The following is a 16072-nucleotide window of genomic DNA, read 5'->3' as shown; positions in this document are numbered from 1 at the left end:
TTCTTGGTCGGCATCGAAACATTTTTGCCGAAATGCTTCACTGGCCATTCAATGCCATGACCGATGATCATACACCTTTGTTGTCCGGTCTAAGCGAGGCGGAAGCACAGGGGCGGCTGAAGTCAGAAGGCTTCAATGAACTGCCGCACCTCGACCGCCGGACAACGCTTGGCATCATGTTGGAGGTTCTGCGCGAGCCGATGCTCGCTCTCTTGCTTGGTGGCGGCGTCGTCTATCTTCTGCTCGGCGATCTAAGGGAAGCGCTGATCCTGCTTGCCTTTGCGGCCCTGTCGGTGCTGATCAGCTTCGTTCAGCAAGCGCGTACCGAGCGCGTGATGGAAGCGTTAAGAGATCTCACCAGTCCGCGCGCGCTCGTGGTCAGGAACGGCGTGCGTGTTCGCGTTGCAGGCCGCGAGGTCGCACGTGGCGATCTGGTCGTACTTGGCGAAGGTGACCGTGTTCCGGCCGACGCAGCCCTCCTGCAGTTGCAGGATTTGCAGGTCGATGAATCCTTGCTGACCGGGGAATCTGTGCCAGTACGCAAGGCGTTGTCCGTCGACAAGACAGACAGCCCGCCTCGACCTGGTGGGGACGACCTGCCTTTTGTTTATTCGGGGTCGCTCGTGGTGCGTGGCAGTGGCATCGCCGAAGTGATCGCCACCGGACCGCGCAGCGAAATCGGAAAGATTGGCCAGGCGCTCCATACGCTTGAAACCGAGCCTCCCCGCCTTAAAGCACAGACAGCGCGGATTGTACGTTTAGCCGCGATGGGCGGCATCGTTATCAGCCTTGCGACGGTCGCACTTTACGGCACGCTACGCGGCGGCTGGCTTGATGCCGTGCTTGCAGGGATCACTATCGGCATGGCGATGCTGCCGGAGGAATTTCCGGTCGTCCTGACCGTCTTCATGGCAATGGGCGCATGGCGGCTTTCCCACGCGCGCGTGCTGACACGCCGCGCCAGCTCCGTTGAGACGTTAGGATCAGCGACGGTGCTGTGCACCGACAAGACCGGCACGCTAACCGAGAACCGGATGAGCATCGCCGAACTTCGGCACCCGGACGGCGCATCCTTCCGCACAGGAAATACGGGCGAGATCACAATACCAGGTCGTTTCCGGGAACTCGCTGCGTACGCCCTGCTTGCCAGCGCACCAGAGCCGTTCGATCCGATGGAGAAGGCCCTCCATAAGCTTGCACACGATGGACTGAACGCAACGGACGGCCTGCCCGGGCCGAAATGGACACTCGCGCATAGTTATGGGCTGCGCCCCGATCTTCTCGCCATGACACAGGTCTGGCGGACCGATACCCCTGCACCCGCTTTCCTGGTCGCGGCCAAGGGCGCGCCTGAAGCCATCGCAGGTTTGTGCCGCCTCGACGAAGCCGAACTTGATGCTTTGCGGCAATCGGTGGACGAGATGGCTACCGAAGGATTGCGCGTGTTGGGCGTTGCGAAATCCAGCCATGAGAGCGGTCATTTGCCGGGCACGCAGAAGGAATTTCCATTCGTCTTTCTAGGGCTAGCCGGTCTTGCAGATCCGCTGCGCGCCGGCGTCCCTGACGCCGTGCGCGAATGCCGCTCGGCCGGGATCAGGGTCGTCATGATAACAGGCGATTATCCCGCGACGGCGCGCGCCATTGCGCTTCAGGCCGGAATCGCGGTCGACGACGTGCAGACCGGCAATGCTCTCGCATCTCTCGATGAAGCCGAGTTTGCGCGCCGGGTGCGCAGCGCGTCCGTGTTCGCACGGATCATGCCGGAACAGAAATTGCGAATTGTGCAGGCACTGAAAGCCGACGGCGAGATCGTTGCAATGACCGGTGACGGCGTGAACGACGCGCCGTCCCTCAAGGCCGCGCATATCGGCGTCGCCATGGGCGGGCGCGGCACCGACGTCGCGCGCGAAGCCTCATCAATTGTGCTTCTTAACGACGATTTTGGATCAATCGTCGTTGCCGTCCGGCTCGGACGCCGCATCTATGACAATTTGCGCAAAGCCATGGGATTCATCTTCGCCGTCCATGTTCCGATAGCCGGATTGGCGCTCCTGCCGCTTGTGTTCGGTCTCCCGATCCTGATGGGGCCTATCCACATTGCCTTCCTTGAAATGATCATCGATCCGGTGTGCGCCTTGGTCTTCGAAGCGGAGAAGGAGGAAGGTGACGTGATGCGCCGCAAGCCACGTCGGCCCAATGAGTCTTTGTTTTCGTGGCCGCTGATCGGCTGGAGCGTGATGCAGGGTGCGTTGGCATTTGGACTGGTGGCCGCCATTTATCTGGTGGCTCTCGATCGAGGCATGCCGGAAGACGAAGTGCGTGCGCTAACTTTCTTTTCACTTGTGGTTTCCATCATCAGCCTCATGTCCGTCGTCAGAACATTTGGCGCAGATTGGGGCGTAGACTAGCGGAGAGCGGGCCTCGTCTGGGATTTGATGTTAGGCTGCGAGCTTGCGGTGCTGCAAGCGCCGATATTCGATGGTTTTTCGTTTGATCCTTTCGCGCTGTTTGATGATGGCCTGTGCCCTGCCGAAGTAGACATCGGCAGGCGTCACGTTGGCCAGGCTCTCGTGGTAACGCTGGTTGTTGTAGTGCTCGACGAAGGCCTCGATCTGGGCTTCGAGGTCGCCGGGCAGGAAGTAGTTCTCCAACAGGATGCGGTTCTTCAGGGTCTGGTGCCAGCGCTCGATCTTGCCTTGGGTCTGCGGGTGGCACGGCGCGCCGCGCACATGGCTCATCTTGTTGGCCTCGATGTATTCGGCCAGCTCGCCCGCGATGTAGCTGGGGCCATTGTCCGATAGCAGCCTGGGTTTGTGTAGAACGGTGGCGCTGTCGCAGCCCGAGGCGGCGAGCGCGAGGTCCAGTGTGTCGGTCACGTCCTCGGCCCGCATGTTGGTGCATAGCTTCCAGGCGATGATGTAGCGCGAGAAGTCGTCAAGCACCGTCGAGAGGTACATCCAGCCCCACCCGATGATCTTGAAGTAGGTGAAGTCGGTCTGCCACATCTCGTTCGGCCGCGTGGTCTTGGTGTGGAACTGATCGGCCGCCTTGATTACCGTATAGGCTGGGCTGGTGATCAGGTCATGGGCCTTGAGCAACCGGTAGACCGTGGCTTCCGACACGAAGTAGTGTTTCTCGTCGGTGAAGCGCACGGCCAGTTCGCGTGGGCTGAGGTCGGTCGCCTCCAACGCCATCTCGACGATCTGGTCCTGGATGTCCTCGCCAATGCGGTTCCACACCCGGTTCGGCGCCGAAGGGCGATCCTCCAGCGCTTCCGGCCCACCTTCCCGGTAGCGGTCATACCAGCGGTAGAAGGTCCGGCGGGCAATGCCGAGCTGGTCCAGCGTCCGCCTGGCCGGCAGGTGCGACTGCTCGACGATACGGATGATCTCCAGCTTCTCGGATGCGGGATACCTCATTCGTCGTCGCCCCCATCCGCGATCATGCTTTTTTTAAGCAAGCGGTTTTCCAGCGTCAGGTCCGCCACGCACTCCTTCAGCGCACGGGCTTCGCGGCGCAAGTCCTGCACGTCACCGGAGGTCGCCGCACGGGCGGTGTCCCCGGCCAGGCGGCGTTTGCCGGCTTCCATGAACTCCTTGGACCAGCTGTAGTACAGACTCTGCGCGATGCCCTCTTTGCGGCACAACTCGGCGATACTGTCGTCACCGCGAAGACCTTCAAGCACGATGCGGATCTTGTCTTCGGCCGAGAAGTGGCGGCGGGTCTGACGCCGGATGTCCTTGACCACCCGCTCTGCAGGGGGCTTGGTCGGTGATTTTGAATTGGAGGATTTGGGCTTCATCTTCGTTCCTTCGTCACTACGACGAAGCCCAAATCCTCCTTAAATCACAACCTCAAATCTGTGCCATAGCCGCTGACGGGGGACACAGCCTCATTCTTGTTAATCGCTCCTTCAGCGCGTCTCTCATTACGGCGTTTCGCGGGCACAATCCTTCACTGGGGTGGATCCTTCTGGGGGTCAGCGCAATACTTGCGGCCAGCCTCTTATGGCCATGGCTCAGCGCGCTGTTTGCGTTCGGCGCTCTGCATCTTGACGACCTTGCCGTGACACTGGCCGCTGGGATTATCGTGTTGCTCGTTCTGGAGGCCATCAAGCCGTTGTGGCGAAAAAGCCTGCGGTCCTGATCGGCACACACAAGCGGTAATGACATCCCAGTTGATGCGCTAAGCACTGGAAGATCTGGGCTGACAGGACGGATCAACCGCTCGTCGATGTTGGTCTTGCTACTGGCTGCGCCACGCTCGACGCCGGGAATTCCACAATGAAACACGCCCCACCCTCCGGCACCCTTTCATAGCGTACAGACCCTCGGTGGTGAGTAGCGATCTGGCGGACCAAGGATAGTCCAAGCCCCCAACCGCCCTTGCTCTCGCTTCGTCCCGTCGGACGGTAGAACGGTTCGAAGACCCGTGTGCCCTCGCCGTCTGGAATACCCTCGCCGTGGTCTTTGACGCACAGGCGCACGATTGCCCCATCGGTCGCGACCTCGGCGATCACCGGCGGAGCCCCATGGCACAACCCATTCTGCATCAAGTTGCGAACCAGGCGCCTCAGCAACCGCACATCGCCCGAGATTATGGCGGTCGAGCCGGTGACCGCAACGTCGTTGCGCGCACCTTCTTCGGCTGTAAGTGCAAGCATGTCGACGGCTTCCACATGGTCCAGTTTTTGGACATGGTCGAGCCGGCTGGCCAACAGGATTTCCTCGACCAGACTGTCGAGTTCCGAGAGGCTTTGCACGATCTCTCGCTTTGTTGCCTGATCGGCCGAACGCTCGTAGAGATCTATGGCCATGCGAAGCCTTGCCAACGGCGAACGCAGTTCATGGCTGGCATTTGCGAGCAGGGATCGATGCGCGTCGACTAGACGTTCGATGCGATCGGCCGCAACGTTGAAACTCCGCGCGACTGCTGCGACTTCATCGCTGCCACTCGCCGCAACCCGAGTTCCAAGCTCGCCAGCCCCCCAAATTTCCACGCCACGGCGCAGACGCTCCAACCGCCGCGTCAGATGGCGAACCACAGGATAAGCTGCAAGGCCGATGACACCGGCTATGACTGCCAGATAGCCAAGTGGGTTTCGTCCACCCGGCCCCAAGGGCATGCGGGCCTGTATCGAACGTCCATCCGCCAGTCGAATTACAAACGGCCGTTTACCATCATGTGACTGACGCGAGCCGGGCGCGTCGAGTTTGAACGGTTCTCCGGCACTAGCAATCAATTGGTCATGCGGGTTGTATAGCGCCAAGTCGGCTGCGAAGGCGTCCGCAAGCCGGTCAAGCGTGATCTTGAGCATAGCCGGATCGTCGGTCACTGGTAACATTGTGGCGATGAATTTGTCGCGCCGGCCGCCCCATCCCCGGTCCAGCTCGTCCTGCCCCAGCCGGACAAAAAACGCACTCGTGAATGCGACTACGGCCAAGCTCGCCAGCAGCGTGAGGTAGACCTTGAGGAAAAGGCTTTTGCGCACCACAATTTCGCCCCGACTTATTTCTGATCGTCCTGAAAGCGAGCGAAAACATAGCCGGCGCCGCGCACGGTAACGATGCGACGCGGGTATTTGGGATTATCCTCGATTGCCGCCCTGATCCGAGAAATATGCACATCGATCGACCGATCGAACGCTTCGAGTTCCTCGCCTTTGACAAGGTCCATCAGTTGCTCGCGCGACAGCACACGTCCGGCATTCTCCGCCAATGTAACGAGAAGATCGAATTGATAGCTGGTCATCGGACAATCGCGTCCATCGATACGGACTGAACGAGAACCGGGATCTATCTCAAGCCGCCCGGACCGAAGGATGCGTGATGCGGCCAGATCGCCGCCACGGCGCCGCCGCAGTATAGCCTTGAGTCGTGCAAGCAGTTCGCGTGGATTAAACGGCTTTGGCAAGTAGTCGTCTGCTCCCAACTCCAGCCCGATAATCCGGTCCGTCTCGTCCCCTTTCGCCGTGAGCATAAGAATGGCCACGTCAGATACAGCTCGCATGCGGCGGCAGGCCTCGAAGCCGTCCAGATCGGGCAGCATGACGTCGAGAATTACCGCGTCTGGCGAACGCCGTTGCACATCGGCGAGGCCGGCATGCCCGGTTGCAGCGGTGTGGACAGCGTAGCCATTTCCCGAGAGATAGTCCGCAATCATGGCGGACAGGCGTGTGTCGTCATCGATGATCAGCACCTGTTCCGCCATGGTCGGGACTCTCCGGATTTCAACCTTGCAGTTGAAATCCTACCACCGGCCGTGATCTCCGCGCGCCTTGAAACGCCCCAACATCTTTGCCCTTTGTTCTGGCGTCAGGATTTCTGCTGCATCGACAAGAGTGGCCGTCATTTTCCGCGAGGCGGCATCGATCGCGGCAACGCGCTCACTGCGCAACGTTTCGATTGCAGACCGGTCGATAGTCGGCGCGCCCAGAATGTCGGCTGCGGCGTTGCGCGTGTCCCTGAAGTCGTCGAGCATCGGAGCGATCTCATTTCGGGCAGAACCGAAGAGTTCCCTTAGCTTCTTCGACTGTTCCGGTGTGGCATCGATATCTTCCATCATATGCTCCATCCGGCGCTCCGAGAAGCCACCTCGGCCCATCGAAGCATCCATCATCTGGTGCCCTTGGCCAAAATGCAGCATTCCGTGCCCATCTCCGAACTCGCCACTGTTGGCCACAGCAAGTCCAATGCCGGCAACTGCTGCGGCAGCAAGGCCGCCGATAACGATGCGCCGTCCCCAGCCACGCGACCCAGTTGCGGTGTTCGGAGCCGATGAGGTCTGCAAATTCTGCTTGTCGTTGTCCATGATCGCTTCCTTGGTTAGGCGGCACTTGCTGCCGCGATAACGCCAGACTGGAGGGCCAACGTTTCTCGAGTGACGGGGAAGTGTAAAGAAATGTGAAGGTGCCTCCCTATCGAGTAGGATTCCAAGGACGCTCTTTGACCTGGCTCAAGGCGGGGAGCGACCTATTCTTCCTTAGTGATTGCCAAGTTTCTGATGACCGTGGAAGGAAATGCGCATGGGAAGGCTTGACGACAACGATCGGGCGCACGCCATCGAGGATGGGGAAATTGCGCTGCTCCACCGCTACTGGCAGGCAGCGAATTATCTTTCGGTCGGCCAGATCTACCTTCTCGACAATCCTTTGCTGCGCGAGCCGCTGAAGCCCGAGCATGTCAAGGCCAGGCTGCTCGGTCACTGGGGTACAACACCCGGCCTCAACTTCATCTATGCCCATCTAAATCGGCTTATCCGGATGCGCGACCTGGACATGATCTATGTCTGCGGTCCCGGTCACGGTGGGCCAGGCATGGTCGCCAATACCTATCTCGAGGGCAGCTACAGCGAGATCTATCCAGAGATCAGCAGCGATCTCGACGGCGTGCGCAAGCTTTTCCGCCAGTTCTCCTTTCCCGGCGGCATTCCCAGCCACGCAGCCCCCGAGACGCCCGGCTCCATTCATGAGGGCGGCGAGCTCGGTTATGCGCTCGTCCACGCTTACGGTGCTGCTTTCGACAATCCCGATCTCGTCGTCGCCTGCGTCATCGGCGACGGGGAGGCCGAAACCGGCACGCTGGCGGCTTCGTGGCATTCGAACAAGTTCCTGAACCCCGCGCATGACGGCGCCGTGCTGCCGATCCTGCACCTCAATGGCTACAAGATCGCCAACCCGACCATCCTGGCGCGGATAGAGAAGGCGGAACTGGAAAGCCTTCTCCGCGGCTACGGCCACGAGCCTCTTTTCGTCGAAGGCGACGAACCCGAAGAGATGCACAGGCAGATGGCGGAAACGCTCGATTTCGCGCTCAAGCGAATCACCGAGATCCAGAGCAAGGCACGCAGCGCGGGCAATACCGACCGACCGCAATGGCCAATGATCGTGTTACGTAGCCCCAAGGGCTGGACCGGCCCCAAGGAGGTGGATGGCAAGAAAGTCGAGGGCTTCTGGCGCGCGCACCAGGTGCCAATCTCCGATCCGCGAAACGAGCCAGGTCACCTCAAACTGCTCGAGGATTGGATGCGCAGCTACCGACCCGAAGAACTTTTCGACAAACAAGGTCGGCTGTGTGCAGAACTGCAACCGCTGGCGCCAAAAGGCAAGCGCCGGATGGGCGCCAACCCACACGCCAATGGCGGATTGCTCAGGCGTGACCTCGTGCTTCCGGACTTTCGTTCGCTTGCGGTTGAGGTCACGGCCCCGGGCGCCATCAAGTCGGAAGCTACGCGTGCCATGGGGCGTCTGCTCCGACAGGTAATGACGCTGAATGCCGAGGCACGCAATTTCAGGCTGATGGGCCCGGATGAAACCGCCTCCAACCGTCTCGATGACGTCTTTGCGGTCACCGACCGCGTCTGGATGGAAGGCATCGAGCCTTACGACGAACACCTAGCCCATGACGGCCGGGTGATGGAAGTGCTCAGCGAGAACCTTTGCCAGGGCTGGCTGGAGGGCTATCTGCTGACCGGTAGGCACGGCTTTTTTTCCTGCTACGAAGCGTTCATCCACATCGTTGACTCGATGTTCAACCAGCACGCCAAATGGCTCAAAGTTTCGCGCGAGCTGGCTTGGCGGCGGCCGGTCGCCTCGCTGAACTACCTTTTGACCTCGCATGTGTGGCGGCAGGATCATAACGGCTTCAGTCATCAGGATCCGGGCTTCGTCGATCTGGTCGCCAACAAGAAAGCCGACATCGTGCGCATCTATCTGCCCCCGGATGCGAACACGCTGCTGTGGGTCGCGGATCACTGCCTGCGCACATATAACCGCGTCAACGTGATCGTTGCCGGCAAGCAGCCGCAACTGCAATGGCTGAACATCACCGACGCGATTGCCCATTGCGAGACCGGTGCCGGCATTTGGCAATGGGCAGGCACGGAGCGAGGTGATGGCGAACCCGATGTGGTCATGGCCTGTGCAGGAGACGTGCCGACGCTGGAAACGCTTGCCGCGGTGGACCTGCTGCGGAGCGCCCTTCCCCAGTTGCGGATCCGCGTCGTCAACGTCGTCGACCTGATGACGTTGCAGCCGGACAGCCAGCATCCGCACGGTTTGACCGACAACGCATTCGACGCCTTGTTCACGCGCGACAGGCCGGTGATCTTTGCCTATCATGGCTATCCCTACCTCATCCATCGGCTCACCTATCGGCGCAACAACCACGACAATTTCCACGTTCGTGGTTTCAAGGAGGAAGGTACGACCACCACGCCCTTCGACATGGCGGTGCTCAACGAGCTGGACCGCTATCACCTCGCTATCGAGGCAATTGACAGGATCGGCAATCCGGGGCCCGATGCGGCGAAAACTCGCCGCAGCTTCGAGGACAAGCTGGCCGAACATTGGCGGTTCGTGCGCGAGCACGGGGAAGACATGCCCGAGGTGCGGGACTGGGCGTGGCGGCACTAGCGCAGGCAAGTCGGATCTGCAAGCGACCGTCGCGTGGTGGGACAAGGATCAGAAAGCATGATCGTTCTGGCTCTCAACGCCGGCTCGTCCAGCCTCAAGTTCGGCGTGTTCAAAGCTGCGACGAAACGCAAGGTTGAGCCGCTGATGCGGGGCCTCTTTGACGGTCTGGCCGACACGCCGCACTTTTCGGCGCAAGATGCTGCGGGACGCCTTCTTGCCGAAACGCCGTTGCGCCTTCCGGGCCAATCAACCGGCGCGTTGTTGCAGCAGCTTTTGAACTTTCTCGACACGCGGCTCGGCAGCGAGCAAATTGTTGCGGTCGGGCATCGGATCGTGCACGGCGGCAGTCGTTTCATTTCGCCCGTTCATCTGACGAACGAGGTTGTCGAGGCGCTCGAGGAACTCACGCCCATCGCGCCTCTGCATCAGCCCGCAAGCCTGGGTCCGGTCAAGGCACTGTCGGAGTTGCGGCCTGGGCTGGTGCAGATCGGCTGTTTCGACACAGCTTTTCACAGCACGCTTGCTCCACCTGTCAGCCGCTATGCCATTCCGCGCGAATATGAAGAGATGGGGTTAAAGCGCTACGGCTTTCACGGCCTGTCTTACGAGTTCATTGCCCATCAGTTGGGACGAATTTCACCCGATCTGCCCGCGAAAAAGACGGTGGTAGCGCATCTGGGCAGCGGCTGCAGCCTGTGTGCGATGGTCGACGGCAAAAGCCAGGATACGACCATGGGATTCACCGCGCTCGACGGCGTGATGATGGCCACCCGCTCGGGTGCCGTCGATCCGGGCATTATTCTCTATCTGCAGAAAGCCTGCGGTCTATCAATCGACGAAGTGGAGAACCTGCTTTACCGCCGCTCGGGCCTGCTCGGAGTGTCCGGAATTTCGGCGGACATGCGCGTTCTGCTTGCAAGCAGCGATCCGCAGGCCGCAGCGGCGATTGACTTGTTTGTCTTCAGCGTATCACGCGCCATCGCTGCGTTGGCCAGCACGCTTGGAGGAATCGAGCTTTTGGTGTTCACCGGAGGGATTGGCGAGCATGCCGCGGAGGTACGCAACGCGATCTGCCGTCGCCTCGACTGGCTGGGCGTTAAGCTTGATCTGTCAAAGAGCCATGACGTGCTCAGCGATACCGACAGCAAAGTGGAAGTTCGGGTGATTGCCACCAATGAGGAGATGGCAATTGCCAGACAGGTCCACTTGGCGCTGGAGAACGCAGCTGGACGATCGGAAGCAGCTTCCGCCTAGTTCTGCTTAGGTGAGCTCAGCGCGTGCCGAAGACGTCGAATTACTGCGGCACGTCCGCGCTCGTCGGCTTGCTGGCTTACCGCCTCGCTCACATCCAACAGCAACTGCGAAAGATCGTTGTGCCAATCCAGGCGTGCCACTTTCCCCGGCAGCAGTCGCTTCGGCTCATTGAGATCGACCTGGTGCGCACCCACCGGACCCAGATCAAAGGCATCATCAAGTTCCGGCAAGATAATCCGGTCTGCAGAAACAAAGGCGGACACACGCGACTTCAATCCCGACAAGCCAGACGCCTCGCCATGGGTCAGGAACACGCCCTTGTGGATCGGCAGGCGTTGACGCACCCAGTTATCGAGCTCTCTTGCATCAGCGTGTCCTGAATACAAATCCAGTTGCCGTATCCGAGCCTTCACCTGGAATTCCTCCCCCTGGATGCGAACCCGATCGGCACCGTCGACGAGGATTCGCCCCAAGGTTCCTTGTGCCTGAAATCCGGCAAGCATGACGGTCGCATTTCTGCGCCATATGTTGGCCTTGAGATGATGGCGGATACGTCCGGCGTCACACATGCCGCTAGCGGCGATCACGACATAAAAGCCCCTCAGGCGGTTGATTGCCTTGCTTTGCTCCACGGTTTCCGTGAAGCGCACTTCGCGCGAGTTGAGGGCCTGTCTCAACACGTCGCCTTCCTGAATCTCGTCGGCGTGCCGCTCGAAAATCGTGCTGGCGCGCGTGGCAAGCGGCGAATCCACGAAGATGTCAGCTTTGGGAATAGCTCCTTCGCGCATCAGGTAAAACAGGTCGACAAGCAGCTCTTGGGTCCGTTCGACTGCAAATGACGGGATGATCAGCGGCCCATTTGCCTCGAGCGCGCCACGCACCTCGTGCAGCAGCAATGATCGGCGCCTGTCAGGGGTGATTTCGCCTCGCTCGCGATCTCCATAGGTGGATTCACAGATCAGATAGTCGACATCGGCCGGAGCTTCCGGATCGGGCTGCAAAAGCTTGTGAGCGGGGCCAATGTCTCCAGAAAACAAGAGCCTGAGCGGCCTTGCCGCAGCCGCATCCTCGACTTCGATCTCAACCGATGCTGAACCCAGCAAATGGCCAGCATTCCAGAACCGGACCCGAATACCAGTCGCGACCTTGAACCATACTCCGTACTCTCTTGCATGGAACAGCGTCATGCACTTCGCGGCATCGTCCGTGCTGTAGATCGGCGCCACGGCGGCACGGCCGCGCTGGGCGTTGCGCCTGTTCAAATGCTCGACTTCCATCTCCTGGATATGCGCACAGTCCGGCAGCATCACCGAACAGAGATCGATTGTCGCGCGCGTAGCGTGGATAGGGCCGGAAAAGCCGTGCTTCATGAGTTTGGGAAGCAGGCCGCTGTGGTCGATGTGAGCATGCGTCAGCACCACGGCGTCGATCTTGGCTGGATCGAAGGGAAAATCGCCATAGTTGAGTTCTCGTTCGGACTTCGACCCTTGAAACAACCCGCAATCGATCAGGATTCGACCACTTCCAACTTCGAGCTCATAGCACGAACCAGTCACTGCATGGGCCGCTCCATGGAATCGTAGACGTGGGATCATTTCCTTGATGCTCCGTGAAGCGTGCGAAACAGGCAGTCCAATTAACAGCCCAGCTTCGCCGATATCCCGTGGAAAACCTTGACCGGGATCAAATATGAGATCGATATCGTCAGCAGTACAGCTCTATCGGCAAGCGTCGGCATGACGAAGAAAAGCGCGGGCATCCTGATGTTTAGGCGCACTGCAGTGGAGCTGCAGGTACTCCTGATCCATCCTGGCGGGCCATTTTGGAGCAAGCGCGATCTTGGGGCTTGGTCGATACCCAAGGGCGAATATGCCGACGGCGAGGAGCCCGATGCAGCCGCCAGGCGAGAATTCCTCGAAGAGACAGGCGGCCAGCCTACAGGTGAGCTTATTCCGCTCGGTACCCAGCGCCAGCCTAGTGGGAAGATGGTGACAGCCTTCGCCCTGCAAGGAGATTTCGAACCCGCCGCGTTACGGAGCAATCTCTTCGAGATGGAATGGCCACCACGTGGTGGGACAAAGCAACACTTCCCAGAGGCGGATCGTGCTGAGTGGTTTGCAATGCCCGACGCGCAGCTCAAGATCATCGCCGGCCTGAGACCATTTCTTGACCGGCTCCAACAGCTCATTGCGGGTCAGGAAACGCCCGACCGATCAGCATAACAACAAGGCGCGTGATACGAGGCGAGACAATGCAAATCCGCGACTTGCGCTATTCGCACATCTCTGCGAGCGACCGCCATTTCGCAATCTCGACTGTACGCAGGGACAACAAACGGATGATCCCACGTTCCCTGAGCTTGGTGAAGACACGCGAAACGGTCTCAAGCGAGAGGCCGAGATAGTCGGCGATGTCAGTGCGCGACATCGGCAATTCGAGTCGGTCAAGACCACCCTGACGCTCGAACATATCTACTAGAAATGCCGCGACCCGTTCCGGCGCATTTTGACGGCCCAGCACCAGAAGATGCTCTTGTGCCCGCACCAGCCCCCGCAATGCCAGCGGCAGAAGTTCCCGCGACAGTTCCGTGGTTGCCGAAATCCTGATGGAAAGTGTGCAGGTAGCCCCTACCGCCTCGGCAAAGAAATGATGCCGATCGTCCGCTTCAAATCCGAAGACCTCGCCTGGCAGATGGAACGCCGAGATCTGGCGACGACCGTCTGCCAGCAGGCGGTATGTTCGTACGCACCCAAACTTCACGATGTAGAGGGAGCGAGCTTCGCTCCCTTGCGAAAATATCTCCGAACCGGCCGCATGAAAGGCAGACGGCATTGCTGCGCCAAATGAGAATGCGGGCGTGTGAACAAGCGGGCACCCGTCGTCCAATTCGGCGCCAGTCAAGAAATCTGCTCTGCTGTGTAGGGTCATGGCGCTCTCCCGGAAGCTAGTGTCGAGAGATCTATCGCGCAATTCGGACAGCTGGAAAATTCGGTTATGTCCCTACGGGAGAGTACGTAGACGTCATCCAGTCTGATGCTCTTTACTTGAGTCCAGCCCAGCCTCGAGCGCCATTCGGACGAGGTCAGGCAGGCTTTTGGCTTCCATCTTGGACATCACGTTGGCCCGATGGACCTCAACCGTGCGCGGGCTGATGTCGAGATCGTAAGCGATTGTCTTGTTTGGGAGCCCCGCGACAACGGCCGAAAACACCTCACGCTCCCGCTCGCTCAAGGAGGCGGCCCGAGCTCGAATGGCGGAAATGTCTTCATGGACTGCCACTTTGCCAAGGCTGGCGGCCGCGCGATCAATCGCAGCGGCCAGAATTTCTTCCTTGAATGGCTTCTCGATAAAATCGAGCGCGCCGGCCTTCATCGCTTCAACCGCCAGCGGGACGTCCCCATGTCCAGTAATTACAATGGTTGGAATGGACGAAGGCAGTTGGCGAAGGCGCTGAAGCAGTTCGATCCCATCCAAGTCTGGCATACGCAGATCGGTCACCAGACATCCATTGTTGATTGCCGGGGCGACTGCCAGGAACGCCGTTGCAGATTCATGCTGTCGTACAGTGTACCCAGCCATTGTCAGCAAGAACACCAAAGACCTTCTGACCGGTTCCTCGTCGTCGACGACATGAACGACGTAGTCACCCTTGTCCATTGGCTCCCCCCTCGTCATAAGCAGGCAACGTAAATCGGAAAGTCACGCCCCCGTGGGCGTTTCTTCTCATGCTTATGATGCCAGCATGGGCTTCGACGATGCGCTTGGCAATCGACAGACCGATGCCCATGCCGCTTGGCTTGGTGGTGACAAAGGGTTTGAACAGACGCGCTGCGACTTCATCGGGAATTCCTGGCCCTGTGTCGGACACCTCAACAGCGACTTCACCTGGCTCTCCAAGAAATGTTCGCACGGAGAGAAGACGTACCTCGCTGTCGCGCATTGCCTCCATGGCGTTGCGCATGAGATTTGTAAGAACCTGTTGAATCTGGACCGCATCGACTATCACCATACCCGCGCCCGGCGCAAAGTCGAAAACAGACCGAACACCGCGTTCTCTCGATCCCATAAGGGCTAGCGCTCCAGCTTCCTCGACAAGCTTTCGGATATCCTGGGGGGCCTTTTCTGTCTCGCCGCGCATCACGAATTCGCGGAGATGACGGATGATCTCGCCCGCCCGAAGCGATTGCGTCGAGATCTCCTCGAGAGCTTCTGGCAAGTAGGATGCTGCCTTCTGCGGACTTTCGCGCAGCATGCGTATGGATCCTTGGGCGTAGTTTGCAATCACCGACAAAGGTTGATTGAGTTCATGCGCAAGTGTCGAAGCCATCTCCCCAAGCTCGTTGAGCCGGGAGAGCCTGGCCAATTCGTCCTGGATTTCCTGCAATCGCGTCGCAGACTCCTCACGCTCGGTCAAATCGCGGACAAACCCGGTAAAATATGTCTTGTTACCAGACTTCATCTCGCCGACAGCAAGTTTCATAGGAAACGTCGAACCGTCCTTGCGGCGGCCAACGACAACACGGTCGATACCGATGATGCGTTTCTCGCCAGTGGTCAGATAGCGCTGGATGTAGCCATCATGACCGCCTCTATAAGGTTCTGGCATGAGCATGCGCACGTTTTGCCCCCTGACTTCTTCCTCCTGATAGCCGAATTGCCGGATGGCTGCCGCGTTGAAGGAAACTATTGTGCCGTCCTTCTCAATGACGATGGTTGCATCGAGCACTGTGTCCAAGATTGATCTCAAGTGGGCTTCGCGCTCATCGAGCGTGCGTTTTGTCTCCTCAACGGCACTCCAGGCGCGATGCAGGAGGTCGCCCATCCCCACAATCGCCAGCCCGACCAGCGCAAACACGACGAAAACGAGAACATCGGTATCGCCCGTAAGCTGAAGGCCGCCAATGTAGAAAACTGCAGACAACGACATGACGACGGCCAGAAGCCCAGGCCCGATACCGCCGGCTATGGAGGCGGCGAGGATCGCCGGAACGAACAACGTAAAGATCGCGCGATCTGCAAGGGCACCCTGTAGCCCCAAACGAAGGAGCAGGGCGGCGCCGACCACTGCCACGGCAAGAAGATAGGACGCCTTCCCATGGTAACGGAGCGGGAAAACGTAGCGGCGCAGTGGCTTCAAGCTTGCGGCTTCAACCACGACCTGGTCTCAACGCTGCCATGGCTGGGGTCCAATTCGTGATCGGGTGGTCACACGTTGCGCTTGATGTTACATCGCAGCGCGTCGAAGGGCCATAGCAACTGGCCGCGGATAGCCAGCTTGGCAGGGCGCCCCGCAGTGACGGCAATGAATTTTTTTCAATTGCCACGAAAGCGAAACGTTCAAACTCAGGCTACGGTTTACCCCTTACATCGGGCCAACGATGCCCTGGACGATCTGCGAGCGGGGCG

General features: G+C 59.4%; 13 protein-coding genes. 5 read left to right on the top strand and 8 right to left on the bottom strand.

From position 1 onward, the window contains the following. The first annotated feature begins 56 nt into the window (after positions 1 to 56). Positions 57 to 2408, top strand: coding sequence for an HAD-IC family P-type ATPase (locus CO731_RS16150; RefSeq protein WP_108609872.1), 2352 nt, complete (start codon positions 57 to 59; stop codon positions 2406 to 2408). Positions 2409 to 2438: 30 nt separating this feature from the next. On the opposite strand, the gene CO731_RS16145 is transcribed toward CO731_RS16150, so the two are convergent. Continuing rightward, positions 2439 to 3802, bottom strand: a protein-coding gene (locus CO731_RS16145) for an IS3 family transposase (RefSeq protein WP_108606636.1) whose coding sequence is annotated in 2 segments (ribosomal slippage) — positions 2439 to 3452 and positions 3455 to 3802 — 1362 coding nt in all. Because the reading frame shifts where the segments join, the coding sequence is not laid out codon by codon here. On the opposite strand from CO731_RS16145, the gene CO731_RS29600 reads away from it, so the two are divergent. Next, positions 3772 to 4146 carry a cation transporting ATPase C-terminal domain-containing protein gene (locus CO731_RS29600; RefSeq protein ID WP_343207429.1) on the top strand — a complete coding sequence of 125 codons (375 nt, stop codon included), beginning with the start codon at positions 3772 to 3774 and terminating at the stop codon, positions 4144 to 4146. The two genes, CO731_RS16145 and CO731_RS29600, sit on opposite strands and share 31 nt — an antisense overlap. Positions 4147 to 4219: 73 nt before the next feature. Here CO731_RS29600 and CO731_RS16135 read toward each other — a convergent pair whose 3' ends face one another. Genes CO731_RS16135 through CO731_RS16125 form a run of 3 tightly spaced genes read right to left on the bottom strand, consistent with a single transcriptional unit; the run spans position 4220 to position 6810 of the window. Next, the gene (locus tag CO731_RS16135) at positions 4220 to 5494 is read right to left on the bottom strand and encodes a HAMP domain-containing sensor histidine kinase (protein ID WP_343213203.1); all 1275 of its coding nucleotides are present in this window, start codon (positions 5492 to 5494) and stop codon (positions 4220 to 4222) included. A gap of 14 nt (positions 5495 to 5508) precedes the next feature. Beyond that, positions 5509 to 6210 (bottom strand): response regulator transcription factor, encoded by a 702-nt coding sequence (locus tag CO731_RS16130; protein WP_055977384.1) that lies wholly within the window; start codon positions 6208 to 6210, stop codon positions 5509 to 5511. A gap of 39 nt (positions 6211 to 6249) precedes the next feature. Next, positions 6250 to 6810 (bottom strand): Spy/CpxP family protein refolding chaperone, encoded by a 561-nt coding sequence (locus CO731_RS16125; RefSeq protein ID WP_055977387.1) that lies wholly within the window; start codon positions 6808 to 6810, stop codon positions 6250 to 6252. Between the two features lie 214 nt (positions 6811 to 7024). On the opposite strand from CO731_RS16125, the gene CO731_RS16120 reads away from it, so the two are divergent. Beyond that, positions 7025 to 9412, top strand: coding sequence for a phosphoketolase family protein (locus tag CO731_RS16120; RefSeq protein WP_245439373.1), 2388 nt, complete (start codon positions 7025 to 7027; stop codon positions 9410 to 9412). A 57-nt stretch (positions 9413 to 9469) separates the two neighbouring features. Beyond that, on the top strand, positions 9470 to 10666 hold the full coding sequence (locus tag CO731_RS16110) for an acetate/propionate family kinase (RefSeq protein ID WP_055977394.1): 1197 nt from the start codon (positions 9470 to 9472) through the stop codon (positions 10664 to 10666). Here the strand turns inward: CO731_RS16110 and CO731_RS16105 are convergent. Beyond that, positions 10663 to 12261: an MBL fold metallo-hydrolase gene (locus CO731_RS16105; RefSeq protein ID WP_055977397.1), complete on the bottom strand. Its 1599-nt coding sequence runs from the start codon at positions 12259 to 12261 to the stop codon at positions 10663 to 10665. The two genes, CO731_RS16110 and CO731_RS16105, sit on opposite strands and share 4 nt — an antisense overlap. A 141-nt stretch (positions 12262 to 12402) precedes the next feature. On the opposite strand from CO731_RS16105, the gene CO731_RS16100 reads away from it, so the two are divergent. Then, a complete protein-coding gene (locus CO731_RS16100) occupies positions 12403 to 12888 on the top strand; it encodes an NUDIX domain-containing protein (protein ID WP_055977734.1) in 486 nt (161 codons plus the stop codon). Between the two features lie 49 nt (positions 12889 to 12937). Here the strand turns inward: CO731_RS16100 and CO731_RS16095 are convergent, their stop codons facing one another. The 3 genes from CO731_RS16095 to CO731_RS16085 all read right to left on the bottom strand — a co-directional run bounded on the left by CO731_RS16095 (position 12938) and on the right by CO731_RS16085 (position 15821). Beyond that, a complete protein-coding gene (locus tag CO731_RS16095; RefSeq protein WP_244487851.1) occupies positions 12938 to 13594 on the bottom strand; it encodes a helix-turn-helix domain-containing protein in 657 nt (218 codons plus the stop codon). 93 nt (positions 13595 to 13687) lie between these two features. After that, the gene (fixJ, locus tag CO731_RS16090) at positions 13688 to 14323 is read right to left on the bottom strand and encodes a response regulator FixJ (protein ID WP_055977738.1); all 636 of its coding nucleotides are present in this window, start codon (positions 14321 to 14323) and stop codon (positions 13688 to 13690) included. Continuing rightward, positions 14310 to 15821 carry a PAS domain S-box protein gene (locus tag CO731_RS16085; protein ID WP_055977400.1) on the bottom strand — a complete coding sequence of 504 codons (1512 nt, stop codon included), beginning with the start codon at positions 15819 to 15821 and terminating at the stop codon, positions 14310 to 14312. Before CO731_RS16085 ends, fixJ begins: the two co-directional genes overlap by 14 nt. Between the last annotated feature and the right edge of the window lie 251 nt (positions 15822 to 16072).

The organism is Aminobacter sp. MSH1 (assembly GCF_003071665.1).
GTDB classification, from domain to species: Bacteria; Pseudomonadota; Alphaproteobacteria; order Rhizobiales; family Rhizobiaceae; genus Aminobacter; species Aminobacter niigataensis.
This window is presented reverse-complemented; position numbering and strand designations above follow the sequence as displayed.

Excerpts from the sequence above, each read along its gene's own strand:
- CO731_RS16100 (WP_055977734.1), top strand. The coding sequence starts at position 12,403 with ATGACGAAGAAAAGCGCGGGCATCCTGATGTTTAGGCGCACTGCAGTG.
- CO731_RS16130 (WP_055977384.1), bottom strand. The coding sequence starts at position 6,210 with ATGGCGGAACAGGTGCTGATCATCGATGACGACACACGCCTGTCCGCC.
- CO731_RS16110 (WP_055977394.1), top strand. The coding sequence starts at position 9,470 with ATGATCGTTCTGGCTCTCAACGCCGGCTCGTCCAGCCTCAAGTTCGGC.
- CO731_RS16105 (WP_055977397.1), bottom strand. The coding sequence starts at position 12,261 with ATGATCCCACGTCTACGATTCCATGGAGCGGCCCATGCAGTGACTGGT.
- fixJ (WP_055977738.1), bottom strand. The coding sequence starts at position 14,323 with ATGGACAAGGGTGACTACGTCGTTCATGTCGTCGACGACGAGGAACCG.
- CO731_RS16150 (WP_108609872.1), top strand. The coding sequence starts at position 57 with ATGACCGATGATCATACACCTTTGTTGTCCGGTCTAAGCGAGGCGGAA.
- CO731_RS16120 (WP_245439373.1), top strand. The coding sequence starts at position 7,025 with ATGGGAAGGCTTGACGACAACGATCGGGCGCACGCCATCGAGGATGGG.
- CO731_RS16095 (WP_244487851.1), bottom strand. The coding sequence starts at position 13,594 with ATGACCCTACACAGCAGAGCAGATTTCTTGACTGGCGCCGAATTGGAC.
- CO731_RS16125 (WP_055977387.1), bottom strand. The coding sequence starts at position 6,810 with ATGGACAACGACAAGCAGAATTTGCAGACCTCATCGGCTCCGAACACC.